Annotated in this window: 14 protein-coding genes; 6 read left to right on the top strand and 8 right to left on the bottom strand. The window is 50.3% G+C overall.

Features of this window, described 5'->3' with window-relative positions; translation table 11 throughout:
- Positions 1 to 175: 175 nt before the first annotated feature.
- Together GBK04_RS31490 and GBK04_RS29695 are read left to right on the top strand one after the other, a co-directional pair.
- Entirely contained in the window at positions 176 to 331 is a 156-nt protein-coding gene (locus tag GBK04_RS31490) for a hypothetical protein (RefSeq protein ID WP_373331559.1), read from the top strand.
- Between the two features lie 567 nt (positions 332 to 898).
- A complete protein-coding gene (locus tag GBK04_RS29695; RefSeq protein ID WP_152766821.1) occupies positions 899 to 1,270 on the top strand; it encodes a recombinase family protein in 372 nt (123 codons plus the stop codon).
- Between the two features lie 45 nt (positions 1,271 to 1,315).
- Here GBK04_RS29695 and GBK04_RS29690 read toward each other — a convergent pair whose 3' ends face one another.
- The gene (locus GBK04_RS29690) at positions 1,316 to 1,924 is read right to left on the bottom strand and encodes a recombinase family protein (RefSeq protein ID WP_152755868.1); all 609 of its coding nucleotides are present in this window, start codon (positions 1,922 to 1,924) and stop codon (positions 1,316 to 1,318) included.
- 171 nt (positions 1,925 to 2,095) lie between these two features.
- Here GBK04_RS29690 and GBK04_RS29685 point away from each other — a divergent pair, with 171 nt between their 5' ends.
- The 3 genes from GBK04_RS29685 to GBK04_RS29675 all read left to right on the top strand — a co-directional run bounded on the left by GBK04_RS29685 (position 2,096) and on the right by GBK04_RS29675 (position 5,783).
- Positions 2,096 to 5,065 carry a Tn3 family transposase gene (locus GBK04_RS29685; protein ID WP_152755870.1) on the top strand — a complete coding sequence of 990 codons (2,970 nt, stop codon included), beginning with the start codon at positions 2,096 to 2,098 and terminating at the stop codon, positions 5,063 to 5,065.
- A gap of 45 nt (positions 5,066 to 5,110) precedes the next feature.
- Positions 5,111 to 5,323 (top strand): hypothetical protein, encoded by a 213-nt coding sequence (locus GBK04_RS29680; RefSeq protein WP_373331558.1) that lies wholly within the window; start codon positions 5,111 to 5,113, stop codon positions 5,321 to 5,323.
- Positions 5,324 to 5,399: 76 nt separating this feature from the next.
- Entirely contained in the window at positions 5,400 to 5,783 is a 384-nt protein-coding gene (locus GBK04_RS29675) for a hypothetical protein (RefSeq protein WP_152766819.1), read from the top strand.
- A gap of 453 nt (positions 5,784 to 6,236) precedes the next feature.
- On the opposite strand, the gene GBK04_RS29665 is transcribed toward GBK04_RS29675, so the two are convergent.
- The 7 genes from GBK04_RS29665 to GBK04_RS29635 all read right to left on the bottom strand — a co-directional run bounded on the left by GBK04_RS29665 (position 6,237) and on the right by GBK04_RS29635 (position 17,979).
- Entirely contained in the window at positions 6,237 to 7,685 is a 1,449-nt protein-coding gene (locus GBK04_RS29665; protein ID WP_152766814.1) for a sulfatase family protein, read from the bottom strand.
- A gap of 90 nt (positions 7,686 to 7,775) precedes the next feature.
- On the bottom strand, positions 7,776 to 9,290 hold the full coding sequence (locus GBK04_RS29660; protein WP_152766813.1) for a RagB/SusD family nutrient uptake outer membrane protein: 1,515 nt from the start codon (positions 9,288 to 9,290) through the stop codon (positions 7,776 to 7,778).
- Between the two features lie 10 nt (positions 9,291 to 9,300).
- Positions 9,301 to 12,750 (bottom strand): SusC/RagA family TonB-linked outer membrane protein, encoded by a 3,450-nt coding sequence (locus GBK04_RS29655; protein ID WP_373331557.1) that lies wholly within the window; start codon positions 12,748 to 12,750, stop codon positions 9,301 to 9,303.
- A gap of 70 nt (positions 12,751 to 12,820) precedes the next feature.
- The gene (locus GBK04_RS29650; RefSeq protein ID WP_152766811.1) at positions 12,821 to 13,858 is read right to left on the bottom strand and encodes a FecR family protein; all 1,038 of its coding nucleotides are present in this window, start codon (positions 13,856 to 13,858) and stop codon (positions 12,821 to 12,823) included.
- Between the two features lie 69 nt (positions 13,859 to 13,927).
- Complete coding sequence (locus tag GBK04_RS29645; protein WP_152766810.1) at positions 13,928 to 14,545, bottom strand: RNA polymerase sigma factor; 618 nt, start codon at positions 14,543 to 14,545, stop codon at positions 13,928 to 13,930.
- Between the two features lie 428 nt (positions 14,546 to 14,973).
- A complete protein-coding gene (locus GBK04_RS29640) occupies positions 14,974 to 17,631 on the bottom strand; it encodes an ABC transporter permease (RefSeq protein WP_373331556.1) in 2,658 nt (885 codons plus the stop codon).
- A 12-nt stretch (positions 17,632 to 17,643) separates the two neighbouring features.
- A complete protein-coding gene (locus GBK04_RS29635) occupies positions 17,644 to 17,979 on the bottom strand; it encodes a PadR family transcriptional regulator (protein ID WP_152766808.1) in 336 nt (111 codons plus the stop codon).
- A gap of 191 nt (positions 17,980 to 18,170) precedes the next feature.
- Between GBK04_RS29635 and GBK04_RS29630 the strand changes: the two genes are divergently transcribed.
- Complete coding sequence (locus GBK04_RS29630) at positions 18,171 to 18,500, top strand: recombinase family protein (RefSeq protein WP_373331574.1); 330 nt, start codon at positions 18,171 to 18,173, stop codon at positions 18,498 to 18,500.
- Positions 18,501 to 19,077 lie beyond the last annotated feature (577 nt).

The following is a 19,077-nucleotide window of genomic DNA, read 5'->3' as shown; positions in this document are numbered from 1 at the left end:
TTTTTTGAGTGCTTCTGGGCTTAACGGGGTCAAACGGTATTACGGGAGCGATGAAAACTTGTGCAACGTTTCCCACAACACACTTAATACATTTTTGATGCTGGTCAGGCTTACGGCGGGCCCGGCTGAAATTTACGGCAGAATCATTACTTTTATTTTCCTTTTAAATGCAATCATGAGCAAGATTCACTATTTCAAACGCCACAATAAAGAATATGCCTGGCATTACTACAAACTGTCCGACGACAACCGAACACCCTGTTACGAAATGATTGTTTTTCTCACTGACATTCCTGGCATTCATTTTATGGAAATGGATCTGACCTGTTGAGCCACAAGACGTAGTATGACGCCCTCTGGGAAGTATGTGCGGAGATTGACGAGGACGAGTACAAAATGGCTTGGCAGCAGGCCACGGCTGGCAGATTCGATCTTTACCTTAATGGTCAGCGTGTGTCCTACGCAGGATAGGCATGCGTTAACAAGGTGCTTCTCTAACTCAAACAGATGATAATAGACACTAATCAAATTCGGCAATGAACAGCTTCTTTATCCTTTTCCCAGAACCTACGGATCCAGGAGGCTTAGAATTGAGTACACCCATATATATATTGCAACCGAATTATGTAGTAAGCATGTTAGGTCGTTGGAATAAATTATTTAATTAAATAGAAGTTCCACAATACAACGCAAACTTCCACGGCCTTCGGGCATCGTCGGCATAGCGGCGCTTTGGGACTAACAGGGGTTCAACAATCCATACCTTTCTGAACCGGTCGCTGAGTCTACCTGCCGCTATCGCTGCACGACCAGAAACCAGGTTCAAAAAGTAGGGCCAGCTCAAAAGAAAGAGTACCTTTATGGACCCGACTTAATGGCTCTTTCACCTGACTGTCCCATGAACCAGACCTTTGGTTACGCTCGTGTCTCGACCGCCGACCAGAACACCGACACCCAGCTCGACGCGCTCGGGAAGTTCGGCTGCGACCGCATCTTCCAGGAAAAAATCAGCGGCCTTTCGGTGCAGCGCCCAGCCCTGGACGAAATGCTCGCCCTGCTCCGCCCCGGCGACACGGTGGTCGTCTCCCGCTTCAACCGCCTGGGCCGCAGCCGCGACCACCTGATCCAGCTGATCGGCAACTTCTCCGAGCGCGGCATCGTCTTCAAGGCCCTGGACCTGGGCATCGACTCGGCCACGCCCTCGGGCAAGCTGGTGATCGGCATCTTCGCCGCCCTGGCCGAGTACGACCGCGAAATGGGATTCTTTTAGTATCTGACCAAAGAATAGCGCTAAGCGGAACGCCGCCCGGGAATTTCAATCATCCTTACGTATTGAGCGCTCAACCGGCCTGATGCTAACCCCGGCGTGACGAAGTATCTTGTACAATGTCCTGCGACTTCCAATCTGAAAGGAATTCATGATTTGGGTTGTAGACTGCTGGCCTAGTTCATAAAGATCCCTTACCGAAGGAGCCATCTTCTGATATTTTACAGCTAATCCCTTTGGTCGACCACCTTTTCTCCCTCTGGCACGAGCCGACTCGAGTCCGGCACGGGTACGCTGCACAATGACATTGCGCTCATGTTCAGCAAGCGCACAGAATATTTGGAACACTAGCAAGCCTCCGGGTGAAGTAGTATCGATAGGATCATTGAGAGACACCAGATGGATGCCTTTGTTGCCAAGTTCTTCAACGAGTTCAATAAGCCCACGTGTCGACCTCCCCAGCCGGTCCAGCTTCCAGATTACGATGGTATCCCCCTTACGTAAGAAACCCATCATCAATTCAAATTCCGGTTTACGGGACTTCGTTCCGGATATTCTGTCTTCATAAATCCGTTCGCAACCTGCCTGACGTAAAGCATCGGTCTGCGAATCTAATGTTTGCTCCTGGGTGCTGACCCGTGCGTATCCTACCCGCATTGATTTTTGTAGTTTGTATCTGATACTCATTAATTCGCAATATACGGTACATTCATAAAGTAGATAAGTTTTGGATACAACTTTTTCACCAGGTTCCGCCTCTTTTCCAGAAGTAAGGAGCTGTACCTGTAAACGAACGTTTTTTTGCCACCACTCCGCCGGATCAAAACTATGCCCGCTGAATTTCTTTCTGATCAAGAACGCGAACGTTATCAAAGCATTCCATCTGATCTACCGCAGGAGGATTTAATCCGGTATTGTTTTCTATCCCCAACAGATCATCTGCTGGTAGCCGGTATGCGGCGTGATCACAACAGGCTAGGGTTTGCCCTCCAGTTGACGGTTATAAGGTTGATGAACCATTTGCCCCAGGAATGGTACCGGAAGGTACCGGACAATCTGATCAATTATGTTGCGGGACAACTGGCCATTGACGATCCGCGATGCCTTAACAATTATGGAAGTCGGGAAAAAACGATCTCGGAACATTCATACATGATCCTTTCGTATCTAAAACGAAGAAGGTGGCAACCCCTAATCGATACGGTACCCCTGGAGCGTTGGCTTTTGGAGCGAGCCTTAGAGCATGATAACGAACATGTGCTATTATCTCTGGCATGTGACTGGCTAAGGAAAGAAGGAATTTTAAGGCCAGCCATTATCGAACTGGAGCGGCTGGTGGTTTCCCTAGCTGATTTAGCGCATCAGGAAACCTATCGCCGGCTTTCGACACTGTTGACCGATTCCTTCAAAGAGGAATTAGACAAGCTTCTGACCGTTGACACAGTCTTGAAGATAACCCCACACAACTGGCTTTCAAAACCTCCGGTTAGTCCAACGGCGAACCAAATCAAACTCATGCTGCATAAACGGCAATATCTTGCCAAGCTCGGTATCGAACAATGGGATACCAGCAGTCTGCATCCCAACCGTCGAAAGCGGCTTGCAGTCCTGGCCAGGAGTAAGACCAATCAGGCAGTGATGCGAATGTCCGGCACAAAACGTTACCCCATGCTGGTTGCTTTTTGCCTGGAAGCATACATTACAATCACGGATTATACCCTGAGGCTTTTTGATGAGTACTGGGAGGATATCTGTGGCCAATCAGCGCGGGAGCTGACCGAGTACCAACTGAAACAAGTCAAGTCCAGGGATGGCGCACTTGTTACTTTGGGAAAGGCTGCCGAACCTATTGTGGATGAGATCAACATTCCGGCTGCCGAATTGAGAGCTAGTATATATGCCAGCGTATCCAGAAGCGAGTTAGTAGAAGCCATCAGTATCATGCAAAGGCTGACCAAACAAGGGCCAAGGACTTTTCACCACTTTCTTGTTAACCGCTACCGATCCATTAAATCCTTTTCTGCCAGTTTTTTGGATATCCTGACCTTCGAGCATGTCTTTGCAGGGGATGATTTTGAACAGGCGCTTCAATTGGTAGCCGACTGGCAAACGAGCAGAAAGCGAAAGAGTCCTGATGAAATACCTATGAAATTCATGCTGCCATCCTGGAAATCCTTCGTTGAGCCTGTAAAGGGGCAAATTGACAGACCCGCTTATGAGTTAAGTGTTCTGGCCCGGCTGCGGGACCGGCTCCGGTCGGGAGATGTCTATGTGAATCACTCCCGGAAATATGCGAGTCCGGATACTTATTTGATCCCGGAAGCCAACTGGAAAGCGCATCGTACCGAATTGCTTACCTATTTAGGCTACAGGGATGCAACACCCTACCGGTTGGATGAGCAAATTTCGGAACTGGAATCACACTTGCCGCTGATGGAAAGAATACTGGCCGATGGCGGTGATATTCGTCTGGATGATGAGGGTGAGCTGGTAGTAACTCCGTTAAAGGCGGATGACGTACCTGATTCGTTAAAAGCGCTTCGGGCAGCTGTCGACAGGTTGTTGCCGCGGGTTGAGCTAACTGATTTGCTGGTCGAAGTAGACAATTGGACAGGATTTTCCAGTGAACTGACAGGTTTGGAGAATGAATCCAAGAGTAAAGACCACCAGGCATTGTTGTATGCAGCACTTCTTGCGGGAGCATGTAATATTCCCCTGGCCGAAATGGCCCAGAGTACAGGTCTTGACTATCAGTCACTTTGGTGGGTGTCGACCAATTACATCAGGGAAGAGACTCTCAAACGGGCTACGGTCCGGCTGGTTAACTATCAACATGAACTTTGGTTGTCCTCCTATTGGGGCAGCGGGGTGTTGTCTTCTTCTGACGGGCAGCGCTTTCCGGTAAGCGGCAAAATCCGTAATGCACAATCCATTCCGCGTTATTACGGTTACGGCAGGGGGTATACGCTCATTACCCATACCTCAGACCAGTATGCCCAGTATGGTAGTAGATCTGTACCGTCGACAATCCGGGATGCGACTTATGTGCTGGATGAAATACTGGGTAACGAGACAGATCTTGAAATTGTAGAGCACACAACAGACACCGGCGGATATACAGATATTGTTTTCGCCTTGTTCGATTTGTTAGGGCTGCTCTTTTCTCCCAGGCTGCGCGACCTGGCAAACCAACGGCTTTGCCGGATTAAGGGAATGGACTTACGGTATCCCTCGCTTAAATTCACTTCAAACTTCCGACCAGAATACGTCCGTGCCAGATGGGATGACCTGCTACGAGTTGCGGCCACACTAAAAAGCGGGTGGGTAACATCCTCACTGCTAATCAGCAAATTACAGGGGTACCCGCGGCAACACCATTTGACGGCACTCTTGCAAGAGTACGGGAAACTGGTTAAAACAACCTTCATTCTGCGATATTTGCAAAGCAAACCGTTGCGCCGCCGCATCCATGCCCAGCTTAACAAGGGGGAGCAGCTGCACGCGCTTCGTGCGTGGCTTTGGTTTGGTGGCGACGGCCATCTCCGGAGGAAACAGGAGGATGCCCAGCAAGAGACTGCCGGCTGTTTGAACGTTCTGACTAATTTGGTTGTGGTTTGGAACACGGCGTATACTCAGGAAGTCCTCAAAAAGCATCAGGAGGATGGGCACACAGTGGATGAAAATGATTTTGGGCATCTGTCTCCGGCCAGGTTTGCACATATTAACCGGTTAGGCCGTTACACTTTTCAGAAAGTCGATCAATTTGAGGAGAATGGCTTACGCCCATTGAGATCGTAAAGTGCTTAGCGCCATTCTTTGTCCATTTACTAAAAGAAGCCCGAAATGATTCTGGAGAAGACCCGCGCCGGCCAGTTGCTGGCCAAGGCCCAGGGCAAACACATCGGCCGACGCGCCGGCGTGAACCAGGAGAATTTCCAGAAGGTGAAGTCTGCCACCCAGAAGGGCCTGTCGGTGGCCGAGATCGTCAACCTGACTGGCATCAGCCAATCCAGCGTGAAGCGCTACCGGAAGGCGCTAGTTACGATTTTACAATAACTTTTCACCCTAAGTCCTTTTGACGAATGTTACTCGAAAACGGAGAGCCGCTAAAAATCATCCATCCACATCGTCCATGAGAAAAACCCTGATCCTCCTATGCCTTGCGCTGACGGGGTATCTGTCCGCCCGGTCCCAGAGCGTAAATGGCGTTTCAATTAGAAATTTGAAATCAGAACACGCCATAATCGCAGTCACTCCTGTTTTGCTGTCTCCCAAAGTGACAATCGATATCGATTTTGGTCAGGAAGATAAAGCGTTGGTCACAAAAGACACCGAAGTTAGGGATGAGAACGACAGGCCAGTTCAGTTCAATTCCGCTGTTGACGCTCTTAACTTCATGAGCACCATGGGCTATGAGTTTGTGCAAGCCTACACGCTGACGAGTTCGAGTAATGATTCCATCGTTTCCACAGTCTATTATCTCCTAAAAAAAAAGAAATTGGAACAGGAAAAGTGATTTTATAGAATCCTCCTAGTTAGCCCAACAATGGGTATAATTAAAAAAAGGTACAGAAACCGTCACGGCTCAAGTGTAGCTGATTCACTCGGGCTGGAAACCATATAGCACATTCTGAAAAGGATTACAAATTTCCAAATCAAGACCTTTTCTCACTTTGGGATGCCTATTCCAGATCAAACAGCACTGCCATTGGACTCTCCTCAGAGAAATCGTACTCTGTGGCACAGGCAGCCCTGTTGTAGATTGACATGATGCCAGGTATGCGTGTTAGAGCGCAGGATCATCACAAGTAGTTCCTCGTACGCTGCCAGCTTTGGGCAAGCCTGTATTTTGTCTGTTAGATGCAGCAGGTTCCAATAGTTGATGGCGTTCATAATAAGTCGTTTGCAGCCTTCTGCGATCAGTTGCTCGTGATAGGTAGTCCAACCAATTGAGCCTTGTATCCAAAAATTATTGGTTACTCCGTCCGGGTTCGCGACGGTTTTTTCCTGTAAGACTCTGTAAGTCATCTCCTAAATCAGACCGGGCTTCATCGGCCAGTTTCTTCAAAGCGGCCACCAGTTCGGGTTGTTGCTCTATTACGTTGTACCGTTCGCCGGGATCGCGTCGCAGGTCGTAAAGAGCCATTGGAAATTGATGTTTTTCATCGGTGGCACCCGGTTTACCATCCTGTCCCGGCAGAAACCCTTCGTAGGTTCGACCCGGATGGGCAAATACCAGTTTCCAGTCGCCCTGCCGAATGGCTTCCAGGCTGTTTTTTCTAAAATAGTAATAGAAATGGTCGCGCGGTGTCAGCGTATCGTCACCCTTCAGTAAGTCCACCCATTCAATTCCATCAATTCGTTTTTTTGGCATCTTGGCTCCGCACAATCGGGCTACCGTTGGCAAAATGTCCATCGTGGTGAGTAGCTTGTTGCTAACCCTGCCAGCAGGCACCATGCCGGGCCAGCGGATAATGCAAGGTACCCGGTTCCCTCCTTCAAACGTAGTGGCTTTCCCTTCCCTCAAACCACCGGTTGATCCGGCGTGATCGCCGTAGTTATACCAGGGACCGTTGTCACTGATAAAAATCACCAACGTATTTCTGTCAATACCTTGTTTTTTAAGTTCATCCATCACCTGCCCAATGGATGCGTCCAATTCGGTGAGCACATCGCCGAAAATACCCCGCTTGCTTTTGCCCCGAAACGCAGCCGAAGTTGCCAGAGGCACGTGGGGCAATGGGTGGGGGACGTACAAAAAGAAAGGCTTGCTTTTATTGCGCCGAATGAACGAAATAGCCTTGGCAGTAACTGTGGATGTGATCTCCCCGGCATCGGCCAGATTCTTGATTTCCTGCTTCTTCTCATTCCCCTCAATCCAATATAGCGGAGGAAATTTGGCGGTCGGATGCAGAGGCCACATATCGTGGGAATACGGGACGCCGTAGTACTCATCGAAGCCTTGCTGGAGGGGCAAAAATTCCTTTCGGTCCCCCAAATGCCATTTTCCAAAGATACCGGTCGCATAACCCCGGCTCTTCAACAACTCAGCCAGCGTCTCTTCATCGGGGTTTAACCCGATAGGTGAATTGGGACCAAGCGCACCGGATATCCCAACCCGGTTGGGGTAGCAACCCGTCATCAGCGCCGCCCGAGACGCGCTGCAAATGGCCTGCGCCACCAAAAAATTGGTGAACCGCGATCCTTCCGTGGCCATACGGTCGAGGTTCGGGGTCGTGTATTCCAACGCACCTGTCGATGACAGATCCCCGTAGCCCAGATCATCCATGAAAAACAAGACGACATTGGGAGGGGATGGTGCAGGTTGCTGAAATCTGGCACTAAGCAGCAGGCCAAGGCCTACCAGGATGCCTGCTCCAAGCAATGGTTTGTAAGAACGTGGAATGCTGAATTTCATATAGTTTCGATTTTCAAAAGATTCTGGATAGTTTCCCTTGGCGAATAAGCAATCGGGCTGAGTTAGTTTGATCCTTGTGCCACCATTTCTTTAAAACCAGCCTTGGTTTTGTTTCAGATTTGCATTGAACTGGATCTGATTACTGGGTACAGGCCACAAGTAGTCCCTGTTTTTGTCGAAATTACGCTGACGGATGGATTGGTTCAGGTAATTTAAAACGGGTTGGTTGTTTTCGATCTCAATGGTCTTCCAGCGTTTTGTATCGCTGTAATATAAGCCCTCAAAAGCCAGCTCAACCCGTCGTTCACGACGTATCTGGCTACGCATTTCAGCCTGAGTGAGACCAACGGGGAGTTCCGGCATATTGACCGATGGTCGGCGTCTGATCGTATTGATAGCACTGTATACGCTGGCATCCGGTCCGACCGCTTCATTTTGGGCTTCCGCGTAGGTAAGCAGAACCTCCGCGTAGCGTATGAGAATGAGATTGATCTCATTTCTATTTTGGGCAGGGGCCGGCTGCGCGTCTTCGTCGGTGAGATTCGTATATTTTTTCAGGCCGAAGCCGGTGGTCGGCACATTATTGGGAATCGTTATCCGCCCGTTGAACTTATATCCTACGGGATACATTGTTTGAAGCAGGCGAGGATCACGATTGTCATATGGTTTCAGCGGATCGTAAAGAGGTGATTCTTCCTTGGGTTTTCCGTCGGTCATCAGATAAACATCGGCTAGATTGCGGGTTGGGGCCGGGCGGTTGAGTACGTAACTGACGTAGTCCAGGCTGTGCGAAAAGCGCGGCAACTGATACTCCACATTGAATATAACCTCCACATTGCGCTCATTCGCAAGCAGAAAGAGATTCCGGTAGCTGGGGAACAAAGTGTACGTTTTGCTATCAATTACGGTTTTGGCAGCTGTCGCGGCTTCGGCCCATCTGCCATTGTAGAGTAAAACCCGCGATTTAAGGGCCAGTGCAGCACCTTTGGTAACACGGCCAAGGTCGTTTGCTGCGCTGTACTTGTCCGGAAGAGCGGGAATCGCCTCGTCTAGATCTTTAATGATCTGGGCCAATACCTCCTCTTTTGAGTTGCGGGGCAGATTCGCTTGAGTAGCCAAGTCGGGCTGATCAACGATCAGGGGCACACCGCCGTAAACATCAACCAGCCCCTGGTAAAAGAAGGCACGCAGAAATTTCGCCTCGCCAATGGTTCGGTTCTTCAGGGCGTCAGTCATATTGGGTATACCGTCAATTTTCGCCAAAAAAGTATTCGTTCGGCCGATGCCTCGATACGCCTGCACCCAACGGCTGGCTATCAGGTCGGTTATAGGCGTGTGCACCCCCCGTGCTATAAGATCCGTGCCGTTGGATTCGTTATAGGCCAGGCCATTTGCGGTAATCAGATCTGTTTCATAAAACCAGTTCTGGCAGTCAAGCAACGTATTGTAGCACCCCGTCAGGCCGGCCAGCGCGTCGGCCTGGGTGTTCCAGAAGGTAACTTCGCTGTACTGATCCTGCGGGTTGATAATCAAATCATTCGTACAGCTGCTTTGGAAAGAAATCAGAAGTGTAATAGCGAAAAATGCTGTAATAAATTTTCTCATGAGTGTAAGCTTAAAACGTTAAATTGATACCAGCGGTGAACGTTTTGACCGTTGGGAACTCATAGAAATTGGTTCCGTTGAGATTTTTCTCGGGATCAAATCCTTTGAGGGGCGTAAATGTGAGCAGGTTCTGGCCGTTGACAAACAGCTTGACTTTCTGAATGCCGATTTTGCTCACCCAGTCGACGGGCAGGTCATAATTGAGCTGAACGTTTTTCAATCGCAGATAGGAAGCATTTTTGAGCCAGAAATTTGAATCACGGTAGTTTTCCGCCGTACTTCCCTCGTAGGTCGTTATGATTGGTAGCGTTGCGTTGGGATTGTCGGGTGTCCACGCATTGGTAAGCCATTCCCTGGTGACAGAGGTGCCAAACCAGAAAGGCATGGCGCCGATTCGCTCCGTGAAAGTGTAAACCCGGCCAACGCCCTGAAAAAAAGCACTGAGTGAAAAGCGTTTGTAGCTGAGGTTCGCGTTGAACTGGTACGTCAGTTTGGGTATGTTCGATCCCTGGATAACGCGGTCTGACTCGGCAATATTATTGTCCCCATTTACGTCCTGATATTTCAAATAACCGGGTTTGGTATTCGAGTTCTGCACCGGAGAGCCATCGATCTCCTCCTGGCTCTGAAATATGCCAATAGCATTGAGGAGATAGTACGAGTTGATGGGTGAACCCTCCGTTATTATGGTGCGATTACCATATATCACGCTGCCTTTCAGATCGACTACTTTATTTTTCACATAGGTGATTCCACCCGTCATGTTCACCTTGAATGCCCTGATATTTTGCGTAAAGCCACCGCTTAACTCGATACCCGTATTGTCGACGGTACCAATGTTTTGTATCGGGCCGCCCAGCGAACCCACCTGAGCCGGGATGGGCACCGTGCTCAATATATCTGTAGTGCGCTTTTTGAAAAATTCTGTCGTGAAAGTAACCTTGTTCCGAAATAGACCAACATCAAGCCCTATGTTACTCACAGTGGTGGTCTCCCAGGTTATAGTTGGGTCATTGTAAGCATTTACCGCCGCGCCGGACGAAATGGTGTTACCAAAAGGATAATCCTCGCCCAGTGCCACCAGGTTAACATACCTGAAAAGGCCAATATTTTGGTTGCCCAGCTGGCCAATAGATGTCCGCAGTTTTAATTCATCAAGCCAGGGGACGTTTTTTAGAAAATTTTCTTCATTGATCCGCCATCCTAACGACACGGAAGGAAAAAATCCCCACTGTCGTCCCGGGGCAAAACGGGAAGAGCCGTCGTACCTGAAATTAGCTTCCGCAATGTATTTTTCGTTGAAAATATAGTTCACGCGACCGAAGAATGATTGAAGGCGAGACTCGGAAGAGGTACCTCCTACCGCCGGGTTTGCAGAGCCGGCGTTCAGTTCCTGAAGCGTATTGCCAAGATACCCTTCATTCCGGGCGTAAAAATTACGACTGCCAAATGATTCACGGCTATAACCCGCCAGGGCTTTCAGGCTGTGTTTGCTGCCGATGAGCCCTTCCCACGTAAGCGTATTGAAAAGAGTGGTATTGAGCGCCCCGGAATTGGTTTGTCGGGTACCCCGGTTGCCCTGCCCATCGAAAGGAATGAGCTGCGGATCGCCGTTTTTTACCTGATAGGTATACACCTCCGGGACAAACTGAGCCGTGAGGTTGTCCGCTTTGTTTATTGCGCCATTGATTTTAAAGTTGATATTGAGGGGAAGCTGATATTCCGCGAAGATATTAACCAGCACCTGCTGGAGAGTCGTATTGTTTTTTCCCTCGTTGGCCAGTGCCAGCGGATTGCGGAATACATTGTGGCCCGGGGTTCGGATAAAGGTGTTGGCGTAACTACCATCGGGAAGGTAAGTGGGATGGAAAGCCTGAGCTTTAAAGGTCATTTCCATCAGGTTAGCTACTCCCGCCACTGGCTCCTTAATGTCTTTGTAGGAAGCATTAATCAGCGCACCAATTTTCAAGCGTTCACTGACCTGGGCCACGGTATTGTAGTTGAGGGAGTAATTCTTTGAACTCGTACCGAGTAGCACGCCTTCCTGCGTCAGATAGCGCAGGGATAGGGAATAGGTGAGTTTGTCGGTACCGGCTGAAAAGCGAATATCATGATTTTGCATGCTACCGGGCCTGAACATGATGTTATACCAATCGTTGTTCGGGTATATATTTGGATCTTTCAGAACGCCCTGTTTGTATTCTTCGATTAGCGCATCTGAATAGTCTACTGCTGTTCGCCCTTCGTTCCGTTGGGCCAGGTTACGGAACTGCATGAACTCCACGGGATCTTTCACAAAATCTGGCAAATAATTTACGTATTGGTTACCTGCGTAGTAATTGTAATCAACCGTGAACTTGCCTTTTTTGCCCCCTTTTGTAGTGATGAGCACTACCCCGTTTGCTGCCCGTGACCCATAGATGGAAGCTGAGGCCGCGTCCTTTAGTACCGAGATACTCTCAATATCAGCTGGGTTTACATTCTCCAAAGGAAACTCAATGCCATTTACCAGCACTAATGGGTTGCTATTATTCAGTGTACCCACGCCACGAATCCGAATCGTAGCGACATCGCGGCCGGGTTGTCCACCGGGCTGGTTAACATAAACCCCATCAACGCCTTGTAGCAATTGGGACGAATTCGTTATCGGGGCGTTTTCCTGCTTACTGAGATCAACCGTGGAGATGGCTCCGGTAAGATTTACTTTTTTCTGCGTCCCGTAGCCAATGACGACAACTTCATCGAGCGAATTGTTGCCGGGCAGCAGCTGTACATCTATTGTGGAGCGATTACCGACAATTGTTTCCTGCGAAAGAAAGCCCACGTAGGAAAAAACCAGCACGATGCTATCATCCGGCACTGTAATGGAATAAAGTCCACTGACGTCTGTAACTGTGCCTCTGGTAGTACCCTTCACCACCACGCTGACACCAGGCAGAACTTCGCCGTTATTGCCGTCAGTCACGCGCCCCGACAGAACCCGGTCAGGCGCAAGATCGCTTTGAAGGAGGGATTCTGTACCAACAGCATGGAGTAAGGGCTGACCACCCAGGGGCGTCGATTTACGTGTATTCGAATCGTCTTTTTTAGGGCTGGCCTGGGGTTGTATAACGAAAGTATGGGCATCAATGGCACGGCACCGGAGACGGGAAGGGCCCAGCGAGGCGTTGAGCTGATCAGCAATATGGCCTTCATAGTCGATTAAAGCTGGCGAGCTGACCACCACTCCGCTCACCAATGAAGCTTTGTAATTAAACTGTACCTGATACGTGGTCTCTAATTGGTTGAGCAGCTGGCGAAGCTCAATTGGGGCAGACCGGGCGTGCGCCGTGGCGGACTGTTCAGCGGGCGTTTGCTGGTTAGCCCAGGCCATCGTTTGGGCTTCCACATCGCTCACCTTGCTCAACACCAGCAGGGCGGTGAGCAGATTTACACGAAAGATAAGTAAGGATTTTTGCATCGGGTAGGTGGGTTTTGGCGGAAAAATTAGTTTAGGAATGATTGCCCTTAGCGGGGCTTATTAAATGGTACTACTTAGGCACGAAATAGACTTGGTCATCCGCTCGCACGGGGTTCATCGCAAACGTTTCACCTACGATCAACAGAGCCTTATCGAGATTGTCGACCGGAAGCTCGCCCCGGAACTCCTGGCCGATAAAGGCTTTATCATTCAGGATCAACTTCAATCCGTACACTTCGGAAAACCGCCGGGCCAGTTCGGTCATGCTGGCATTGTCGAATACGAGCCGATTCTCACGCCAGGCCGTCAGCGTCCGTTGGCGGTCAGGAGCGATTTGAGCAACCAGGGGAGCGTTTTCTTCCCCCGTATAGGCCGCCAACTGCCCTGGCTGCATGGTCTGGATCTCACGGGTGGCGGGGTCGGCCAGCGCAATACGGCCTTCTTCGAGCAACACCTGTGTACGCTGGGGACGGGTGTAAATCGTGAAATGCGTTCCCAGTACTACCACGTCGGCCCGGTGGGTATGGACAGTGAACTTGCGGAAGGAAGAAGTCCGGTCACCGGGCTGTCGGCGCACGGCAAACGCAGCTTCACCAGAGAGCCATACCTGCCGCTGCCCCCGCCACGAAGCGCGCCCGGGTAACCGCAGTTGACTATTTGCGTTGAGCGTCACCACCGAACCGTCGTAGAGCATCACCGTGGTCAGTTCGGCATTGCCGGTTTGTATAAGTCTCTCCCGGAAGAAGTACCAGTAGCCAGAAAGACCCGCCGCCAGCAACAGTGATGCTGCTGACGCGTAAGCCCACTTTGGTACCAGCCGAAATAGCCGCTTCGGCGCAACTGAGGTTTTATCCTCAGACAACTCCGCCTGTAATTTTTGGTAGAGCGCTTGGGTGTAGGTATCCGAGAAAGGCGTCCAGGTGGACTGCATTCCTTGCGCCAGCAGGCGGGCCTGCTCAAACGGGCTGCGCAGGTGGGGGCATGTTTTTAGTAGTCCGCGCCAGTAGGCATCTATTTCCGGGGTGGGACGGGCTACCCATTCTCGAAAGAGGGGATCGGTCAGAAAATCGTCAGCGCCAAAGGGGGCGTAATCGGCGTATTGCTTCATAAAGTAGTGCTTATCTACCCTACAGTGAAGCTTATCCCCCTTTTTGTAGTATGAAAAGGAGAACTTTTTTTATTGAAACAAGAAATATAAAATCAGTATTTGAAACATATCGCTGTCTTTCAGTTCTTTACGGATCAATTTGATCGCGGTATAAATCTGGGATCGGGCTGTTTGATAATTGACCTGCATAACCTCGCAGATTTCTTCATAGGTCAGATCATTGAAGTAGCGCAGATAAATAATTTCGCGCTGCCGGGCCGTGAGTGTCTGAAGTGTTTGGTGTATAAGTGCTTTCCGTTCGGCGTCAATGTCGAGAGAAATAAGTTGATCTTCTGCTGAGGGTTCAGTATCAAAAGGGATACGGTTTTGTCCGGCCTGTTCGCCATCATCATCCCATCCGGATACAAATGGCCGATCCCGGCGGTATTGCGTCCGCAGTTGATTACGCAAAGCTCTAAGCAGATAAAAACGGACGGAGGTAGGTCGGGTAATTCCTTGTCGATAATGCCACAGTTGAACAAAGACATCCTGAATGCAGTCTTCTACTGCTGATAGTGAGCCGTGTATCCGGAGCCCATAGTTGAGCAGGTGTCGAATGTGATACTGGTGTAATTGCTGAAAAGCCTGATGGCTACCGGCCTGAAATTCCTGCCAGAGCTGTTTTTCATCAATTGGTTTTGAATTCATTGGACCAATTGGGTATTTGAAGCTGTTTTTTATAAGTATGAGCGGATAAATCGGTTATATTGAAGGATAAGAACCAAATAATACAGCCTCAGAGACCCATACGCTTCGAGCTGGCAAGTTAATGAAATAATCATCCAAGTCCATTAGCGGAGTAAATGGGGCTTAATATAAATCGTTAACTCGGCTCTATGCAAGCCGGAATTTACTGAAATTTGGTGTTCCTGGCGCATGCTCTATGCTACTAAAAGGAGTTGATAGGTTGGGGTGGGGGCTGAAGTATCAGTGGGGTATTGGACTTTTCCTTGGGGGGTATAGGAATACCATTCCAATAGAGTGCCAGCCATTAAAAGCTCTCAGGCTCCACTTAGATATTTCCAGCGGTTCATATTAGCCCGGTATTGGTCCCGGGGGCAGACACCGCTTTCTGCTTACTCGCTTCTCAGACTCTTCACCGGGTCTACCAGTGCGGCTTTTATTGCCTGGAAGCTGACGGTCAGCAGCGTTAATACCAATGCCCCGGCACCTGCCGCCGCGAAAATCCACCACGAAAGTTCCGTACGATAGGTGTAATTTTGTAGCCAGCCGTCCAAGAAATACACCGCCAGCGGGACGGCGATCAGCAGGGCGATAAGAACCAGCAGCACGAAATCCCTTGACATCAGCCGCCATAAACTGGCGACACTGGCACCTAGTACCTTTCGGACGCCGATCTCCTTGGTGCGCTGCTCGGCTACGTAAGAGGCCAGGCCAAACAAACCCAGGCAGCTGATCAGAATTGCCAGTCCGGTGAAGACGCCGGCGAGCTTACCGATGCGCTCTTCGGACGAAAACTTAGCGGCGTACTCGTCATCTACAAACTTGTACTCAAAGGGCAGATCGGGAAAGTTTTTCTTAAAAACTCCTTCGACGGTGGCGATACTCTTGTTGGCACTTTGGTTAGGGGCTAGCCGGAGGTGATAAAAACGGACGGGTCCCGGGTTGAAATCATACACGGTAGGCTTAACCGATTCGTAGGGAGAGTCCATCACCATGTCGTCCACCACGCCGATCACCTTCATCCCTTTGCCGGGGTCTTGTTCATCACTATCCCGGAGCACCGTGCCAACCGGGTCTTTCAGGCCCATGTATTCCACGGCTGTTTTGTTCAAAAGTACCGCGCTGGAATCGGATGGGAAATCCGGCGAAAAGTCCCGGCCCGTGATAATTTTCATACCAAGCGATTTTACATAATCGGGGGAAACCCAGATCCAGGCGAAACTGGCCTGAAAATCCTCGGGCATGCCTGCCCACTTGAAGCCGCCCCGACCGTAGTACACCTCCGTCGTCGGGTTGCTGGTGGCGGACATTTCTATGACAGCCCCAGAATTAATCAGCTCGTTACGGATGAAAGCATATTTGCCGTCGAATGCGCCCTCGGTCAGCGGAATTTGCACCAGTCCGGCGCGGTCGTAGCCGATGGGACGGTTTTTGGTGAACTGGATTTGCCGGAAAACCGTCAACGTGCCAATAATCAAAGCCACCGACACCGTGAATTGCAGCACGACCAGTACCTTGCGGGGTAAAGCAGCGTAGCGACCTACTCTAAAAGTACCCTTCAAGACTTTAACGGGCTGGAAAGAGGAGAGGTACAAAGCCGGGTAGCTGCCGGACAGCATCGCCGTGACAACAATGAAGAACAAGGAAATACCCCAGAAATAAAGATTTTCCCAGGGAAAAGTAATTTGTTTGTCCGCCAAAGTATTGAAAGCGGGAATCAAAAGTAGTACCAGCAGCATGGCGACCATAAAGGCAAGTCCGACCACCAGGAAGGATTCGCTCAGGAACTGGCTCACCAACTGCGAACGCACTGACCCCACCGACTTGCGGATGCCGACTTCCCGCGCCCGTTTCTCGGAACGGGCCGTGTTGAGATTCATAAAATTGATGCAAGCCAGCAACAGGACAAACGCCCCGATGATGCCAAACAGCCAGACGTTTTCGATTCCTCCACCTGCCTGCACACCGTTCTCGAATGTGGATCTCAGATGCCAGTCGTTCATCGGCAGCAGGAGGAACTGCGGGTTTTGTTCAGCGATCTCGGGGTTGGCCTTTAATTTTATATCCTTTATTTTGGCACTTACTTCTGACATCGTCGCATTATCGGCAAGCTGCACGAATAGCCGAAACGAATTGTTTCCCCATTGGTCAACTGCATTCCTGATCCAGTCGGTATTGGCCACCAGATGCTCCCAGGGAATGATAAAGGTAGTTTCGTGGAAAGAATCGCTGGCTGGAATATCGGCGAAAACGCTCGTCACTTTCAGCTCATGCTTGTTGTCAAACCTTACAATCTTACCAATCGGATCTTCATCGCCAAAAAGCCCCTTCGCCGTGGAAGCCGCCAGCATGATCGAGTTGATTTCCTGCAAGCCTTCCTTTAGGCCCGCCAGAATTTCCAGACTCAGCATCTCGGGAGCGGCAGGTTGCATATAGTTGCCTTCTTTCACCAAGCGCTTATTGCCGTAAGCCACCACTCCGCGCAGTGTCCAGCTACTCATTACGATATGCTGGAAATAGTCGGCATACTCATTGCGCAGCGACATTTCCAGCGGCCTGGGCACGGTGATGAGCGTGTTGATTTCGCCATTGCTAGTGCGGCTCTGCCATACCTGCGCAATGCGATCGTGGTTTTTATGGTAATGGTCGTACGTCAGTTCGTCGTAGACCCAAAGTCCAATGAGCATTGCCACCGCCATACCCACGGCCAGGCCGCTGATGTTGATGAAAGAGTAGCCCTTGTTGCGGGCGAGGTTACGTAAGGCGATCTTGAAATAGTTGCGTAGCATATCAGGATGTAGAAAAAAGGGTTGGGGATATTCACTTGGTTTGCGTTTGATGAATGCGGGGCGCAGGTAAGCCACTACCTCACGCCAGTACGTATGCCGCGCATGAAGCTCACCCAGCCGCCGGGCGCGGCGATGGTAACGTTCGTGCAGGTCGCCCAGCACTTCTTCCCGCAGGTGGGGTGCCACCACCCACATCAGCAGCTTGTCGAGCCAGGGTGGGGGAGTAGAACTCTGGGGACGGTCAGGTTGGGTTGGGGCCATTGGGGATATGAGCTAGTTCCATTCCAATATGATCTGTGGCACAATCCGGTCCCAAAGGCGGGTACGGACCTGCCGCACCTCGCTCAGGATGCGTCCACCCAGCGCGGTGACGGTAAACAAGCGCTTACGCCGTCCTCCGCGTTCGGGGGTGGGCTCCCCCAACTGGGAGATGAGGTAGCCTTTGGTTTCTAACCGTTGCAGGGCCGCATGTACCGCCCCGGTACTGACTGTCTGTCCCGTCTCCCGTTCGAGCTCTTCGGCGATAACCACCGAGTAAGCCTGCGGTGAGCGTACAGCCACGGCCAGTAAAACTACTTCTTCAAATTCGCCCAGATCACTCCGTCGCATAAGTCAAGGGGTAAGGGTTAAGTAGATTGTCTTCGGGTTTCTTCTATTTCCGTATAGAAAATACTTTGCCATCAACCCAACGGGCAATTCCATGCTGGAATCGCCCGTTGGGGGCGGTACTATTGTTCATTATCGGACAGTTTGTGTTCATTTGTGAACACATCAGGAGGGAGCTCTTATCTGTTTGAAAGATTGTACTCCGATCGCCAGACTGCCCAGCTTATGCGGATTATCCGCTTTATAATGGCCTGGGTTCATGCTCAAAAATATTTCGAAAAAATGCCCAAGGGGCCGGCCACGGGCAGATCGTCAGCGAGTACACCGACGTCAAGTCAGGCAAGCGCAATGACCGTCCCGAGCTGATGCGGGCCATCTCCCGCTGCAAGGCCGAGGGAGCCGTGCTGCTGATCGCCAAGCTCGACCGGCTAACGGGGAGTGGCCAACATCCGTACGGAATGTTCCATCAAGCCAATTCTGCAGGTAAAATTACCCAACTTGAAATGGCTGAAGGTTTACTTTGAATGTTTGACCGAGTTTATTGCCCAGAAAAAAGATTCAAAAGCATTCAATCTGTTAAACTTTAATTTAGTAAAGAAAACGAACGGTTTCTTTACTAGTCTCGTAACATGCTGATTTTATGGACGATTCATGCCTGATGGAACATTTGGTACGAATGTGGGCGCCCCCCCGATGTCCTGGTAGATATTACTTCCCCAGAATCCATCGAAATTATGTACAGGGAAGTCGGGGCTTATGATGCGCTGGTTTGTACCGCTGGACCTACCTATGTGTAGTGTTTGATAAGATTTGGATTAAATACGGCCGTTGAGAATTGTCCATACGAAAAGCGTCTGGACTCGGAGGATCCATTGAATTCTCATCGCGATAGAATCAGACCTTTGGCCTGCTTGGCCAACTCATTGTTGAGGACCGGGGGCCAAACGTGTCCATGTACCGAAACCACACCTTGATGCGCTTACCTATACGCACCGAAGGCGACTCGATAAGCTGACAGCCAAGCCGTTCGGTCGGCCAATGCCGACGGATTTTGTACTTTTTTTGATTATACCCTACCGGGCGAATTAGAGCGCTTTTGTG

The sequence above is a fragment of the Salmonirosea aquatica genome, from assembly GCF_009296315.1.
In the GTDB taxonomy this organism is placed as follows: Bacteria; Bacteroidota; Bacteroidia; order Cytophagales; family Spirosomataceae; genus Salmonirosea; species Salmonirosea aquatica.
Note: the sequence above shows the minus strand (reverse complement) of the source record. Positions and strands in the feature narration are given on the sequence as shown.